Source organism: Henriciella marina DSM 19595, from assembly GCF_000376805.1.
GTDB lineage: Bacteria > Pseudomonadota > Alphaproteobacteria > Caulobacterales > Hyphomonadaceae > Henriciella > Henriciella marina.
This window is the reverse complement of sequence record NZ_AQXT01000002.1, coordinates 1,811,618-1,826,193: the sequence shown is the minus strand read 5'-3', so window position 1 is coordinate 1,826,193 and position 14,576 is coordinate 1,811,618. Positions and strand designations below refer to the sequence as shown.

Here is a 14,576-nt window from a genome sequence, read left to right as displayed (position 1 = left end):
TACTGGAATGAAGCATTACGGAGAACGATATATGAGATTGCTTTTATCGAGCGTGGCAGCGGCCGCACTTCTTGGTGGCTGCGCGGCGCAGGAAGCCGAAGGCGCGCCTGCATCGGGAGACACGTCTGCTGAGGTTTCAGCTGAAGGTGCCGAGACGTCTCAGCGCGTGGTCGAGACGACTTCACCAGACTTCTGGGGCAGCTGGGGCATCGATGCCAGCTCGATGGACAAGGACGTTGCGCCAGGCGACAACTTCTTCATGTATGTAAGCGGGGACTGGTTCGATAAATTCGAACTGCCTGCCGACAAGACCCGCTACGGCGCTTTCGACCTGCTGCGCGAAAAGTCCGAGCAGCAAACCCGCTTCATCATCGAAGACCTCGCCGCGGAAGAGCCACCGATTGATACGCCTGAAGGTAAGGTCGCGGCCTTCTACAACGCCTTTATGAACACCGACGCCATTGAGGCTGCAGGTCTCGCCCCGGCGCAGCCTTATCTCGACCGGATCGCCGCAATCGAAGATCGCGAGACGCTGGCAGACGTCTTCATGTCGCCGGGCTTTTCGTCGCCGATCAATGGCTTTGTCTGGGTCGATGACAAGAACCCTGACGACTATATTTTCCAGATGTCGATGGGCGGTCTCGGCCTGCCTGATCGCGAATATTATCTGAAAGACGATGAGAAGTCGGTTGAGATCCGCACGAAGTATGAAGAGCTCCTGACCTTCCTTCTCGACCAGGCTGGCTATGACGATGCTGAACAGAAAGCCGCAGATGTTCTGGCACTCGAAACAGAGCTTGCCGCAGCCGATTGGGACCGGGCCGTCAGCCGGAACCCTGAAGTCACCTACAACAAGCTGACCCGCGATGAGCTTCTCGCTCTCGCAGGCGACTTCCCGCTTGCCGCAGCGCTGGAGAAGCTTGGCGTGAGCGACGAAGAGGAGTTTCTGGTCACCGAAGTTCCGCCGACGGCAGAGGAAATTGCGTCCGCAGGTCTGACGCAGGAAGATGCCAACAAGCTTGGTGCCGGTATCCCGGCGGCTTTTGAACTCGCAAACACCGCAGACCTCGACACGTGGAAAGCCTATCTCGCCGCCCACCTGATCTCGAACTATGCCTCAGTGCTGCCGTCCGAAATCGATGATGCGAACTTCGCCTTTTACGGCACGACGCTCAGCGGCCAGCCTGAACAGCGTCCGCGCTGGAAACGGGCTGTCTCCGCCGTTGGGGGGACGCTGGGCGAGGCTATCGGTCAGGTCTATGTCGACCGTCACTTCCCGGCAGAGAACAAGGAGCGCATGGACGAGCTGGTCGCCAACCTTCGCGCTGCAATGCACGCCAATCTCGAAGACCTCGAATGGATGGGCGCGGAAACGCGTGAACAGGCGCGCGAAAAGCTCGACAAGTTCAATCCGAAGATCGGCTATCCAGACAAGTTCGAGACCTATGACGGTCTAGAGATGACGGACAATGCGTTTGAGAACGCCGTCAATGCCGCACGCTGGTCACTTCAGGACAATCTCGACCGTCTGAATGAAGAGCCCGATCGCAATGAGTGGTTCATGACCCCTCAGACCGTGAACGCCTATTACAATCCAGGCTATAACGAGATCGTCTTCCCGGCCGCCATCCTGCAGCCACCATTCTTCAATGTCGACGCTGACCCGGCGGTCAATTACGGCGCCATTGGCGGCGTCATCGGCCACGAAATGGGCCATGGCTTTGACGATCAGGGCTCCAAGTATAATGGCGACGGCGTCCTCGCGAACTGGTGGACCGAGAGCGACCGCACATCATTCGATGAGCTCACCTCGGCGCTCGTCGAACAGTACAACCAGTACTGCCCGCTGGCAGAAGGCGAACCATGCGTAAATGGCCGCCTGACCCTTGGTGAGAACATTGGCGACCTTGGCGGTCTGTCGCTTGCCTATCGGGCTTACCAGATCAGCCTGGATGCGAACGGCGATGGGACTGTCAGCGATGATGAGCAGGCACCTGTGATCGATGGCTATACCGGCGACCAGCGCTTCTTCATGGCCTGGGGACAGGTCTGGCGCGCGAAGTATCGTGACGAAGCAAAGCGCAACCAGCTTCTGACCGATCCGCATTCGCCGCCGGAGTATCGCGTCAACGGCATCGTCCGCAATTTCGATGAGTGGTATGACGCCTTCGACGTGGCAGAGACCGACGTGCTTTACCTGCCCCCGGAACAGCGGATCCGCATCTGGTAAATCGCAACAAGCGATCCGGAATGAAATGAGAAGAGGGCGGGCCATAATGGTCCGCCCTTTTTACTTTTGACTGCAACAAAATCTGCGGGTCTTGTGCCAAATTACTTTTCTTCTTCGCCTACTTCTGTTTTTCATGGCGCGCCTCACACACAAGGAGGTGGGCCAGAAGGAAGACCGACATGCCGTTGCCCCAGGCAGTTCAATCCTATTTTGACCGGCTCTCCGGTCCGATGAAGGAGATTGTCGAAGAACTCGCGCGGATCGTTCCGTCCAGAGGGCCGGGTCTGATTGCGACAGTGGCGTGGGGCGCGCCCTGCTGGTCTGGTAATGAGCGCGTAATTTCGGTCATCGCCCATGCCCATCATTGCAACCTGCAGCTATGGTCAGGCGCCCGGCTTGCTGCGGACTTCTGCGGGCGTATCGAAGGCAGCGGAAAGGCGCTCCGCCATGTGAAGGTGCGAGACCTTTCGGAGATAGATGACGAACTGATCGACATCATTGATTGCGCCATTGCCCTGGATCAGTCATCACCCCAGCGCGTTCGCTAGCTTACCTGGCTTGGAAAAGCCTGCCGTCATGATAGCCTTTACCCGCTCAACCGTCAGGAACCGTTTCCCCGTGCTTCGATTGCTATGCATCTCCTTCACGACCGCGATTCTGGCGGTCGGCGTTTCGGCGCAATCGCCATCAATCGATACGCTCTATTTCGTTATGCGGGACGGCGTTGTCATGACCACGCAGGGCCACGTCATCCAGATCGACTATAATGAGGATGGCAGCTTCTCGGGCGAGGCTGCGGGAACGAAATTTGAAGGCACCTACCGGTTAGATGGGGCGCGCCTCTGCAGCACATCCAGCCTGGCCACATCCGAGACGTGTACAGCCTACCCTGAGGGCATGAAATCTGGCGATGAGTTTGAAGTTGTCAGCCCCGCCCTCGGCAGTGTGCGAATACGCATCCGCACACCGGAAGAGAACAGGGCTGCAGCAAGGACGGAATAACTTCGCTAGAGCGTCGGGTTGATCAGGAATTTCTCGCCGGTCTTCTTGGCGTCATAGCGTTTCAGCGTTTCCGGATCGAGCGCGTCTGCAAGCGAAATTTCATCGGTATAGTGGCTGGCAAACGTGGTCTTCAGCTCATCCATCACCCGCTTGCGCAGTTTCTCGCGGCCTTCAGAGCCGATTTTCTGCAGGAAGTAGGTCAGGAGATAGCCGCCAGCGCTCCAGGCCATGCCGACACCCGGCGGGATCATGGTCGGGCTGAGGTCCAGGCGTCCATAGATATAGACATGCTTGGGATCGGCTGAGCCATAGCGGCTATATTCGGCGCCCATATTCGCGGCCGCTTCCATCGCCGTCAGCAACTGGCCAGCCAGCGGTCCACCGCCAACAGCATCGAAGGCAAGCGTCGCTTTTGTCTCCGCGATCGCTGCGATCAGATCTTCCATAAAGGTGTCACTGGAGGAGTTGACGATGTGTTTGGCGCCGATGTCGCGCAGGATTTTCTCCTGCTCGGGCTTACGCACGATGTTCACCAGATCAACGCCGTCGGCGATGCAGATCTTGTTGAGCATCTGGCCGAGGTTCGAGGCAGCTGCGGTATGGATCAGCGCTTTGTGGCCTTCCATCCGCATCGTTTCGGGAAACGACAGCGCGGTCAGCGGATTGACGAAGCAGGACGCCCCATCGCGGGCCGATGCGTCTTCCGGCAGTTCCATGACCTGGGCCACGTTGAGCATCCGGTATTCGCCGTAAAACTCACCGCCGAGACCGGTTACCTTCTTGCCCATAAGAGCTTGCGCGGCATCGGACGATCCTGCTGCCACAACAGTGCCGGCGCCTTCATTGCCTACGCCGAGCGACTGGCCGACACGGGCCTGCATGGCCCGCATGCCAGCGCCGGAGATATTTGCGACGAGCTTCGGGTCGTCCTTGCTGCCCTCATTCTTGAGTGTCGAAAGATCGGCAGCCCCGACAAGAAGACCAAGGTCGGACGGGTTGATCGGCGTTGCTTCGACGCGGATCACGATGTCGCCTTCGCCCGGTGTCGGCATCGCAACCTTGTCGAGAGAGAGCTTCAGCTTGCCGTCTTCTGTAACAAGCGTGCGCAGCTGGCGGAATGCGTCTGGAAGTGTGTCGGCCATGATAATATCCTCCCGGGAATTGTTTCTATGCTCGCCCACAACATGTGGGCGCGGTCTTATTCGGGCAAGGTGTTCGGATACAAGTTTCTTGGCGGCATTGACCTCATGGCCTGGGGGTATTTGGGCTTGACGCTGCGTCGGCTGGGGCGCATTTCTTCGCACACGCAAAAGACGACAGAAATGAGCCCGGAGGAATAGATGGCTGATGATCCCGTAGTAATCGTAGGTATGTCCCGCACGCCCATGGGTGGCCTGCTCGGTGACCTTGCCGGCATGTCCGCGAACGAGCTTGGCGCGATCGCCGTCAAAGCCGCCTCGAACGAGGCCAAGCTCTCTGAGACCGACGTCAATGAAATCATCATGGGCAACTGCCTGCCGGCCGGTCAGGGTCAGGCCCCGGCCCGTCAGGCTGCGATCAAGGCAGGTCTCGACAAAGGCACCGAAGCGACCACGATCAACAAGATGTGCGGCTCCGGCCTTCAGGCTGCGGTCATGGGCGCCAATGCGATTGCGGCTGGAAATGCAAACATCATCGTGGCCGGCGGCATGGAGTCGATGACCAATGCGCCGCACCTCGTCGATCTTCGCAAGGGCCACAAATACGGCGCGGCCGGCATGAAGGACCACATGGCGACCGACGGTCTGGAAGACGCCTATGCAGGCGGGCCGATGGGTAATTTCGCTGACATGATCGCGCGCGAGTACCAGTTCACCCGTGAGCAGCAGGATGCCTATGCGCTCGAAACGCTCGATCGTGCCAAGAAGGCGACCGAAGGCGGCAAGTTCAAGCGCGAGATCGCCCCTGTCACGATGAAAACCCGCAAGGGCGACGTCACGGTCGACACCGATGAGCTTCCACGCACGGCACGCCCGGACAAGATCCCAACCCTGAAGCCTGCCTTCAACAAGGACGGCACGGTCACCGCGGCAAACGCATCGGCCATCTCTGACGGCGCCGCTGCGCTCGTCCTGATGCGCCAGTCCGAGGCTGAAAAACGCGGCCTCAAGCCAATCGCGAAGATCGTCTCGTCTTCCAGCCACGCGCATGAGCCGGAATATTTCACCACGGCCCCCGTGCCAGCAATGAAGAAGGCGCTCGAGAAAGCCGGCTGGACCAAGGATGATGTCGACCTGTGGGAGATCAATGAAGCCTTTGCCGTCGTCCCGATGATCGCGATGAAGGAAATGGGCATCAGCCACGACATCGTGAACGTGCATGGCGGCGCCTGCGCGATGGGGCACCCGATCGGGGCGTCCGGGGCGCGTATTCTCGTGACGCTTCTGGCGGCGATGGAAGACCGCGACGTCAAGAAGGGCGTTGCCTCGCTCTGCATCGGCGGGGGTGAAGGCATCGCCATGTGTGTCGAGCGCACCTAGGCCCGCATTGCTCGGCGAAACCATTATCCCGGACCATTTCCGCGAGCAGGCGGACTGGTGCCGGGCTCTGGGCTCGCCCTTTACGGCAGACCTTTGTCTTGCCTTTGCTGAAGATTTCGAGGCTGGCGGCATTGTCGCCAGCCTTGTTTCTGACTGGCCGACAAATCCGCGCAAGGACGCACTTGCGCTGCGGCTGGCCGGCTGCCTCCATCATGCGACGCTGATCGGCCGCGCGCCGAAGCTTGCGGCTGAGTACCCCGCGCAAAACCCCGGCTGGTCGATGAAGACAGTCTGGCCGGTTGCGCGTGATTGGCTCGCCGGGAACGGGGACTGGGTCACACGCTTTCTGGAAAGCCCGCCCCAGACGAACGAAACCCGCCGCTGCATCGCGCTCCTGCCGGGCTTTCTGGAGCTTGCGCACCGCTTTGATATGCCGATGCACCTTCTGGAGCTGGGTGCGAGCGCCGGTCTCAACCAGAACTGGGACCGCTACTCCTACTCGACGTCTACCTGGCAACGACTGACCCGTGAAACGAGCGGCGTGACCGTCAGCACTGACTGGCAGATGGACCCGCCGCAGCATCTATCGGCGCAGCCGCGTGTCGAAAGCCGGGCCGCGTGCGACCTGTCACCGTTCGATCTGAGCGATCCCGACCAGATCACGCGGCTTAAATGTTATACGTGGCCAGATCAGAAAGAGCGTCTGTCGCGCCTCGATGCGGCCGTGCGTCTTGCGCAGAAGACCGGCATCCGCGTTGAAAAGGCAGATGCGGCGGACTGGATCGCGCGCAAGCTAAGCGCCCGTCCGAAGAACAGCCTTACCGTCGTCTTCCACTCGGTTTTCCTGATCTATCCGCCGCGCGATGTGATCGGCCAGATCATGAGCACGATCGCCGCACATGGCGAAAAAGCCACTGCCGACGCGCCGCTCGCCTGGCTATCCTATGAGTCAGAAGCGCTCTTTGGCGGCAATACGGACACGCCGATGATGGAAACCCGTCTTCAGGTCTGGCCGGGCGGCGAAGCAAGGACGCTCAACCGCTCCGACGGTCATGTGACCCGAGTGATCGCGCCTGCAATCTGACGCCTCAATCGCTTTCTTCAGCCAGACGGGTCTCGATCCTGCCGACGAGTTCGCCGACGGCTTTTCTGGACGCATCCGAAAACTCATTGGCGTTGACGACAAAGACGGCGTCCTTGGAAGGGACCAGCTCTGCATGCGAGAGCCACATAGTGTTTGAGCCTTGATGGGCAAATATCCTGCCAAGGCTGTCTCGCTCCCCGACCCCCCATCCCAATGCATAATCGGCCGTCTCGTCCGGCCACGGCGAAAGCAATGTCTGGCGCGTCGCATCTGTCATCAGTTCGCCGTCTTCATAAAGAAATTGCTGCAGCAGGAGGACGTGGCTCGCCAGTGGTGCATGAGCGGTTCCGGCAGGACCAAGCGCCCCGGGATTATCCGCGCTCGCGCCCCGCCCCGCCGGCGTTTTCATGCCCAAGAGGTTCCGCTTATGTCCGACCGGTCCGGTCTGCGGCGGACCAAAGCCCCAGCCATCGGCTAAGTTCGCGTCACCATCCACCAGAAGAATTTCGCGAAAGGCGTCCTCCCAGCTCATCCCCGTGATGATCTCGATGGCGGCGCCGGCGATGATGTAATTGAGATTGCTGTACTCAAACGCGCCGGGCTTGGCGCGCGGTGGCTCGGCCAGCCGTGATCTGGCGGTCTCGAACCGCTGTTCGGGCAGGGCGGCGTCGTCATTGTGGCGCGCCAGAAGCCACATCGGCCCAATCTGACCGACGCCAGAGCGATGGGCGAACAGGTCTCTCACTGTGATCGAGGTCCAGGCCGGGTCGATATCGCCTAGGTCTGGGCCGAACAGATCGACGAGGCCGGCGTCCCATGAGGCGCGTTCGTCTTCGACCAGCCTGGCATAAAGCAGCGCGGTCAGAGCTTTCGTGTTCGATCCGATATGCCAGGCGTCGTCCTCTGCAACCAGAGTGTCCTCGCTTTTTGAGACGGTCCCTGAAACAGCGACGATGGGCGCGCCATCGCTCACCGCTATGCCTGCCCCGAGAGCGACGACGTCATGTGCTGCACGCACCTCATCGACTTGCGTCTGAAGCCAGTGTTCGGTGATGGGGCTGGCATGCGCGCCGGTCACGGCAAGGGGCATCAGCACGAATAGAACAAGCAGGCGGGCCGCGCCTGCCATTCTAGCTGGCCGGGACGTAATCGCTGACAAGGCCAAGCGGCAGGGCGGTCGTGCGTTTTGCGATGTTGATCACGATGCGCGACTGCACATCGGAAACGAGGCCAGAGCCGAGCAGTTTCTCGCGCAGGAACGTGTCATAGGCATGCATGTCGGTTGTCGTGATCCGGATCACATAGTCGACCGCACCCGTCACCGTCATGCATTCGAGGACCTCGCTCCATTTCTGGACAAGCTGCTCGAATTTTGCGAGGTTTTCCTTGCTCGGAAGCGCGAGTTTCACACTTGCCACGACCTCGAAGCCGAGGCCGAGCGCGTCGCGGTCTAGCAGGGTGACCCGGCCCTGAATGATGCCCGCCTCTTCCATCCGCTTGATGCGGCGCCAGCAGGGTGAGGAAGACAACCCGACACGGTCCGCGATTTCTGCGACTGACAGGGCAGCGTCCTTCTGAATCAGGTCCAGAATTTTGGCGTCGATGGCATCAAGTGACTGGGGCAATTTTTCTCCCTGTTCATACAGTATTCTGGAACAACTTGCCTGTTCTTACGCTATATACGGCAATAAGGGCAAGCATTTTCGACAAAAAATGCAAATAATATGGCTTAACGATTTTTATGGGAGGCGTTCCTTGGAACACCGCGAAGTCACGCTGAACGATAAATACGATCTTGTCGAGGGCCATGCCTATATGACCGGCATTCAGGCGCTCGTTCGCCTGCCGCTTGATCAGAGGCGCCTGGACCTTGCAGCAGGCCATAATACGGGCGGTTTTATCTCTGGTTATCGCGGCTCGCCGCTTGGCGGATATGACCAGCAATTGCGCGCCGCCGGCAAGTGGCTGGATAAGTATGACATCGAGTTTTGGGAAGGCCTCAATGAAGATCTCGGCGCGACCGCTGTCTGGGGCTCTCAGCAGCTGGGTCTCTTCCCGGGCGCCAAACGCGATGGTCTGTTTGGCATCTGGTACGGCAAGGCGCCGGGCGTAGACCGCTCAGGCGACGCATTCAAGCATGCCAATGCCGCAGGCAGCTCCCGCCTCGGCGGTGTCCTCGCCATCTGCGGCGACGACCACACCTGTAAATCCTCAACGCTTCCGTCCCAATCCGAATATGCGATGCGCGACGCTGAGATCCCTGTTCTCAACCCCGCCTCCATTCAGGACGTCCTCGACTACGGTATCCATGGCTGGGCGATGAGCCGCTTTTCCGGCGCCTGGTCTTCGCTGATCGCGTTGGCCGACACGATGGATTCCGGCGCTGTCGTCGACGTCACGCTGAACCGTCTCAAACTGATCACGCCTGAATTCGAGTTTCCCGAAGCCGGCGTCCATATGCGCCGCGGCGACAATCCGATCGAAAAGGAGCGCCGCCTGCGCGAGGTGAAGCTTCCGGCTGCTCAGGCCTGGGTCCGCGCGAACCACTTGGATCACGTGCTGATCCCGTCGCCGCGCCCCCGCGTCGGCATTATCACGACCGGCCAGGCCGCCCGCGATATCTTTGAAGCGCTGGCCGCGATTGGTCTGACGCCAGAAGAGGCGGGCCGTCTTGGTATCAGCGTCTTCAAGGTCGCCATGCCATGGCCGCTGGAGCCAACGCGTATCCGTGAGTTCTGCAAAGGCCTCGAACGCGTTCTGGTCATCGAGCACAAGCGCCCGCTGATCGAAGAACAGCTTCGCTCGGTTCTCTACAGCCTGCCGGATAATGAGCGCCCATATATTGAGGGCAAGAAGGACCGGTTCGGCAAACAGCTCTTGAGCCAGGTCTCGTCCATTCCCGTGCCTGAAATGGCGCAGGCCCTTATGGGCGCCGTGCCGGGCGACTGGGACCGCGCGCCAGCCGAGCGCTATTTCGAACGCGTTGGGGCGGCCGGTCAGGCGGCAATATCGAACGCATCGCCAACCGTGCGCTCGCCGCATTATTGCTCGGGCTGCCCGCACAATACCTCAACCACGGTGCCAGAAGGCTCGCGCGCGCTTGCGGGTATTGGTTGCCACTATATGGCGAACTTCATGCCGGACCGCAAAACCGACATGACCAGCCAGATGGGCGGCGAAGGCGTTGCCTGGATCGGCCAGTATTTTGCCACTGAAGAAGACCATATGTTCGTCAATCTTGGCGACGGCACCTATTCGCACTCTGGCTCGCTTGCCATCCGTGCCGCTGTCACCTCTGGCGCGAACATGACCTACAAGATCCTCTACAATGATGCGGTCGCCATGACGGGCGGCCAGACCGTCGAGTCTGGTCAGACGCCGGTCGATATCGCCCAGCAGGTTGAGGCCGAAGGCGTCAAGACCATCGTCGTCGTCACTGAAGACCCCACCCGCTATGCAGGGGTCAAAGGCTTGCCGCGCTCTGTCAAAATCTATGACCGCGAAGAGCTTGATGACGTGCAGAAAATGCTGCGCGATACCAAAGGCGTTTCGGTCATGATCTATGATCAGGTCTGCGCCACCGAAAAGCGCCGCCGCTCCAAGCGCGGCCTGCGTGAGCCGGACCGCGTCCGCGTGATGATCAATCAGGAAGTCTGCGAAGGCTGCGGTGACTGTTCGATCAAATCGAACTGCCTGTCGGTTGAGCCCGTCGAGACCGAGCTTGGCCGCAAGCGCCGCATCAACCAGTCGACCTGCAACACCGACCTCTCATGCCTGCGCGGCTTCTGCCCAAGCTTCGTGACCATCACGGACGCGCATTTTGCGGCCGAGGATGCACCTGTTCTTGAGGTGGACGCGTCAGACCTGCCGCTTCCAGACCTGCCACCCGTGGCCCAGCCGTGGAACGTCCTGTTCACCGGCGTTGGTGGAACGGGTGTGACAACCGTCGCGTCTGTTCTTGCCATGGCCGCGCATGTGGATGGCAATGCTGCCTCGTCGCTGGACATGACCGGCCTCGCCCAGAAAGGCGGGCCCGTGCTCTCGCACCTGCGCTTTGCCAAAGAGCCAGACATGATCTCGACCGGCCGGGTGCCACCTGCCTCCTGCGACGCCATCATCGGCTGCGACCTCGTCGTGGCAGCTGGCGGCGACGCCATCTCGCTCATGGATGTCGGCCGCACGCACGTCACCGCGAATGCGGATGTCACACCGACCAGCGAGTTCATTCGTGACCGGTCAAAGACATTCGAGAGCCAGCTTCTCGCGGCTCGGGTGAAACGGCAGGCTAAGGAGTTCGGCTCGATCGATGCAGAATCCCTTGCGCTCGGTTATCTGAATGATGCGATCTACACCAATATGGTCATGATCGGCTTTGCCTGGCAGAAGGGTTATATCCCCGTCTCGCTTCGGGGCCTTTACCGCGCAATCAAGCTGAACGGCGTGAAGATCGAAGAGAACATGAAGGCGTTCGACGTCGGCCGGATCGCCGCTGTTGACCCTGACCGTCTCGAAACGACCTCAGACCCGCGCGGCGACGTGAAACCGATGACGCTCGATGAGCTGATCGAGAACCGCGCCGACCGCCTGACCGCTTACCAGAACGGTGCCTATGCGCAGAAGTACCGCGACCTCGTCGCAAAAGTCCGCAGGGATGAAGAAGCCGCAGGTCTGGGCGAGGGCTTCACCACGGCTGTGGCGAAGTTCGCGTTCAAGCTGATGGCCTACAAGGATGAGTATGAGGTCGCGCGCCTCCACACAGATGGCACGTTCGAGAAGAAGCTTCGCGAAACCTTCCATGGTGGCAAGATCAAATATCTGATGGCACCGCCGCTCATCGCGAAGAAGGACTCCAACGGCCACCTGAAGAAAAAGCCCTTCGGCCCGTGGATGAAGACCGTCTTCAAGATTATGCGCCGGTTCAAAAGCCTTCGTGGAACAGCCTTCGATCCGTTTGGCTATACCGAAGAGCGCAAAATGGAGCGCGGCCTGCGCGATACCTATCTGGAGCGCGTCGCCTCGATGTCAGGCAAGCTGACCAGGAAGAACCATGAGCTTGCCGTCGCCATTGCATCTATCCCGGACGAAATCCGTGGCTATGGCCACGTCAAGGAAGCGTCCGTCGAAGCGGCGAAGGGTCATGAGGAAGAGCTCATGAAGAACTGGCCGGAAGGCGGCATGCCGAAACAGAAACAGACGCTGATTGCCGCCGAATAGGCGCGCTACCAGCTCAACACAACAAAGGCCGCTCCCGTAATGGGGCGGCCTTTTTTATGAGCTCGCAAGTTCGACGATGACTTCAACAACGCCCGCGCTGCGCTCAATGGCGGCGAGCTCTGTATAGAGGGAAGCAGCAGCGATATCCTTGCTGATGGCGCTCATCTGACCAGCGGCATTCAGCGTCATGATGGTGAGTGTGAGGACGCGGCCGGTCGTGTCCAGAACACCGTCGGCAACCTGCACAGGCACCTTGCCGACACGGTAAGCCCCTTTGCCGACGGCATAGGCGCCGCGTCCTGTATAGTAGAGGCCAGTGCCCGCCGCCCGCGTGCCATGATAGGCCCCCTTGAAGGGCAGGGCGGCTGCCTGGCCCGTCACCTTGGCGACCGTACATCCAGATGTCATTGACGCGCCCGCAAGCGCAGCGGCGATCAGTATTCGCATGACCTGCCCCCCATCTTTTGCCCGCGTCAGATGTGCGGACAAAAGTTTAAGGCTGGCCTCGAAAAAAGCCGGGAATTATTGGTTAACCGGTGAGGGTCTAGGGGCGGTCAATAAACACATCGACGACATCGTCGCGCTCGGACAGGGCATCCAGCTCATCTTCAAGCCTGCGCGCCGGGATGACCCGGTCGCTTGCATACATTTCACCCCGGTCGCGAAACCGTACGGTCAGCTTGAGGCGGCCGCGCTCGATATCGCCAATGTCCTCGGCAACCGTGATGGGGACGCTATCGCCACCAGACACGAGGCCGACGGCGCCTTTGCCGGTATAGTAGACCGTCTTTCCAGCCAGTTCGACGCCGCTGCCAATGACGCCAACGGTCGCGCCAGCGACGCTGGCAGCAAGGCAGCCGGTAAGAGCAAAGAGCGAGACGGTCGGCAGGATGAGCGCTTTCATGCGCGCATCACTTGATCGATTCCGTATCCCGCGCCAGTGCATCCTCAATGAGCTTGGCCGTTTCCTGAACGCCGTAGAGGGCAGCAAAACCGCCAAAGCGCGGGCCCTGGCTCTGGCCAAGCAGCACTTCGTACAGGGCCTTGAACCAGTCGCGCAGATTCTCGAAATCGTGCATCTTTCCGATCTCGAAGGTGAGATTCTGCAAGGCCTCGCCATCTGCAGGTCCGTCCCAGCCGCGAAGCCGCTCTGCGAAATCCTGCATGGCCGCGCGTTCTTTCTCGTCTGGTCCCCGATAGGTTTTGGTCGGCTTCACGAAGTCCGCATAATAGCGGATCGCATAGCCAGCGAGCTGGTCGAGCAGAGGATGGCTCTCGGCGCTTGCCTCTGGCGCATAGCGCGAAATGAAATCCCAGAGCTGATCCTTCGTTTCCGTATTCGCCGCGCTGACGAGGTTCAGCAGAAGCGCAAACGACACCGGCGTGTCGCCCGCCGGCGGATTGCCGGAATGGATATGCCAGACAGGGTTCTCGACCTGGCGGGCCGGCTCCTCGTCTGGGTACTTTGACAGGAAAGTCAGATACTCATCGACCGCCTTCGGGATCACGTCGAAATACAGCTTCTTGGCCGCGCGCGGCTTCTGGAACTGGAACAGCGACAGGCTTTCCTGAGGCGCATAGGCCAGCCAGTCCTCGACCGAGATGCCGTTGCCCTTGGTCTTGGAAATCTTCTCGCCATTCTCGTCGAGAAACAGCTCATAGACATATTGCTGCGGCGGGCGGCTGCCGAGGATCTGGCAGATCTTGGAATAGATCGGCGCATTGTCCTGGTGGTCCTTGCCGAACATTTCGAAATCGACGCCGAGCGCGGCCCAGCGCATGCCGAAATCGGGCTTCCATTGCAGCTTGGTGTTGCCGCCGGTCACCGGGATGGTCACGTCGCTGCCGTCTTCGTCTTCGAACGTGATCGTGCCGGCTTTCGCGTCCGTTGCCTTCATCGGCACATAAAGGACGCGGCCCGTTGAGGGTGAGATGGGCAGGAAGGGCGAATACGTGGCCTGGCGTTCGGCACCGAGCGTGGGCAGCATCACCGCCATGATCTCGTCGAACTTTTCCAGCGCACGCAAAAGGGCCGCATCGAACGCGCCAGACTTGTAGAGCTCGGTCGCCGACTTGAACTCATAGTCGAAGCCAAAACTGTCTAGGAAGGCGCAGAGCCGCGCCCCCATATGCGCGCCATAGCTGTCATGTGTGCCGAACGGGTCCGGGACGCTGGTCAGCGGTAGCTGCATATAGGGCTCAAGCGCGGCCGGGTTGGGCACTGTCGGCGGCACCTTGCGCATACCGTCCATATCATCGGAGACGCAGATCATCCGCGTCTCATACTTGCCATCCGTCAGGGTCTCGAACGCGGTGCGGACCATCGTCGTGCGCACGACCTCGCCGAATGTCCCGATATGCGGAAGGCCTGACGGACCATAGCCTGTCTCGAACGTGACGGGGCCTTCCTTAGGCGTTCCGGCACGCTCCATGTTCTCGAGCCGTTTCAGCAGCGCGCGGGCCTGTTCAAAGGGCCAAGCCTTGGCTGAATCTGCAAGCTCTGGCAGCGTGCTCATGACGTCTCCAC

The 14,576-nt window shown here is 60.2% G+C and carries 12 protein-coding genes; 6 read left to right on the top strand and 6 right to left on the bottom strand.

Going from position 1 to position 14,576, the window contains the following annotated elements; translation table 11 throughout:
* Positions 1-31 precede the first annotated feature (31 nt).
* The 3 genes from F550_RS0108910 (at position 32) to F550_RS0108900 (ending at position 3,232) form a co-directional block, all read left to right on the top strand.
* Positions 32-2,230 (top strand): M13 family metallopeptidase, encoded by a 2,199-nt coding sequence (locus tag F550_RS0108910; protein WP_040500498.1) that lies wholly within the window; start codon positions 32-34, stop codon positions 2,228-2,230.
* 179 nt (positions 2,231-2,409) lie between these two features.
* Complete coding sequence (locus F550_RS0108905; RefSeq protein ID WP_018148197.1) at positions 2,410-2,778, top strand: DUF1801 domain-containing protein; 369 nt, start codon at positions 2,410-2,412, stop codon at positions 2,776-2,778.
* Between the two features lie 70 nt (positions 2,779-2,848).
* Positions 2,849-3,232: a hypothetical protein gene (locus tag F550_RS0108900; RefSeq protein ID WP_156807888.1), complete on the top strand. Its 384-nt coding sequence runs from the start codon at positions 2,849-2,851 to the stop codon at positions 3,230-3,232.
* A gap of 5 nt (positions 3,233-3,237) precedes the next feature.
* Here F550_RS0108900 and F550_RS0108895 read toward each other — a convergent pair whose 3' ends face one another.
* Positions 3,238-4,374, bottom strand: a complete 1,137-nt coding sequence (locus tag F550_RS0108895; protein ID WP_018148195.1) for a zinc-binding dehydrogenase — start codon at positions 4,372-4,374, stop codon at positions 3,238-3,240.
* Positions 4,375-4,572: 198 nt separating this feature from the next.
* Here F550_RS0108895 and F550_RS0108885 point away from each other — a divergent pair, with 198 nt between their 5' ends.
* Both F550_RS0108885 and F550_RS0108880 read left to right on the top strand, forming a co-directional pair.
* Entirely contained in the window at positions 4,573-5,751 is a 1,179-nt protein-coding gene (locus F550_RS0108885) for a thiolase family protein (protein ID WP_018148193.1), read from the top strand.
* Positions 5,735-6,835 carry a DUF2332 domain-containing protein gene (locus F550_RS0108880; RefSeq protein ID WP_233349012.1) on the top strand — a complete coding sequence of 367 codons (1,101 nt, stop codon included), beginning with the start codon at positions 5,735-5,737 and terminating at the stop codon, positions 6,833-6,835. Before F550_RS0108885 ends, F550_RS0108880 begins: the two co-directional genes overlap by 17 nt.
* 4 nt (positions 6,836-6,839) lie before the next feature.
* On the opposite strand, the gene F550_RS17370 is transcribed toward F550_RS0108880, so the two are convergent.
* Together F550_RS17370 and F550_RS0108870 are read right to left on the bottom strand one after the other, a co-directional pair.
* Positions 6,840-7,964, bottom strand: coding sequence for a serine hydrolase domain-containing protein (locus F550_RS17370; RefSeq protein ID WP_018148191.1), 1,125 nt, complete (start codon positions 7,962-7,964; stop codon positions 6,840-6,842).
* 1 nt (position 7,965) lies between these two features.
* On the bottom strand, positions 7,966-8,460 hold the full coding sequence (locus F550_RS0108870) for an Lrp/AsnC family transcriptional regulator (protein WP_018148190.1): 495 nt from the start codon (positions 8,458-8,460) through the stop codon (positions 7,966-7,968).
* Between the two features lie 130 nt (positions 8,461-8,590).
* On the opposite strand from F550_RS0108870, the gene F550_RS0108865 reads away from it, so the two are divergent.
* Positions 8,591-12,049 (top strand): indolepyruvate ferredoxin oxidoreductase family protein, encoded by a 3,459-nt coding sequence (locus F550_RS0108865; RefSeq protein WP_018148189.1) that lies wholly within the window; start codon positions 8,591-8,593, stop codon positions 12,047-12,049.
* Positions 12,050-12,103: 54 nt separating this feature from the next.
* On the opposite strand, the gene F550_RS0108860 is transcribed toward F550_RS0108865, so the two are convergent.
* From F550_RS0108860 to F550_RS0108850, 3 genes are all read right to left on the bottom strand, one after another.
* A complete protein-coding gene (locus F550_RS0108860; protein ID WP_018148188.1) occupies positions 12,104-12,496 on the bottom strand; it encodes a hypothetical protein in 393 nt (130 codons plus the stop codon).
* Between the two features lie 97 nt (positions 12,497-12,593).
* The gene (locus F550_RS0108855; RefSeq protein ID WP_018148187.1) at positions 12,594-12,953 is read right to left on the bottom strand and encodes a hypothetical protein; all 360 of its coding nucleotides are present in this window, start codon (positions 12,951-12,953) and stop codon (positions 12,594-12,596) included.
* A 7-nt stretch (positions 12,954-12,960) separates the two neighbouring features.
* On the bottom strand, positions 12,961-14,565 hold the full coding sequence (locus F550_RS0108850) for a lysine--tRNA ligase (RefSeq protein WP_018148186.1): 1,605 nt from the start codon (positions 14,563-14,565) through the stop codon (positions 12,961-12,963).
* Positions 14,566-14,576: the final 11 nt, after the last annotated feature.

Bases quoted from the DNA above. Each gene is read 5' to 3' on its own strand.
- F550_RS0108860 (WP_018148188.1), bottom strand. From the start codon at position 12,496: ATGCGAATACTGATCGCCGCTGCGCTTGCGGGCGCGTCAATGACATCT.
- F550_RS0108910 (WP_040500498.1), top strand. From the start codon at position 32: ATGAGATTGCTTTTATCGAGCGTGGCAGCGGCCGCACTTCTTGGTGGC.
- F550_RS0108850 (WP_018148186.1), bottom strand. From the start codon at position 14,565: ATGAGCACGCTGCCAGAGCTTGCAGATTCAGCCAAGGCTTGGCCCTTT.
- F550_RS0108895 (WP_018148195.1), bottom strand. From the start codon at position 4,374: ATGGCCGACACACTTCCAGACGCATTCCGCCAGCTGCGCACGCTTGTT.
- F550_RS17370 (WP_018148191.1), bottom strand. From the start codon at position 7,964: ATGGCAGGCGCGGCCCGCCTGCTTGTTCTATTCGTGCTGATGCCCCTT.
- F550_RS0108855 (WP_018148187.1), bottom strand. From the start codon at position 12,953: ATGAAAGCGCTCATCCTGCCGACCGTCTCGCTCTTTGCTCTTACCGGC.
- F550_RS0108885 (WP_018148193.1), top strand. From the start codon at position 4,573: ATGGCTGATGATCCCGTAGTAATCGTAGGTATGTCCCGCACGCCCATG.
- F550_RS0108905 (WP_018148197.1), top strand. From the start codon at position 2,410: ATGCCGTTGCCCCAGGCAGTTCAATCCTATTTTGACCGGCTCTCCGGT.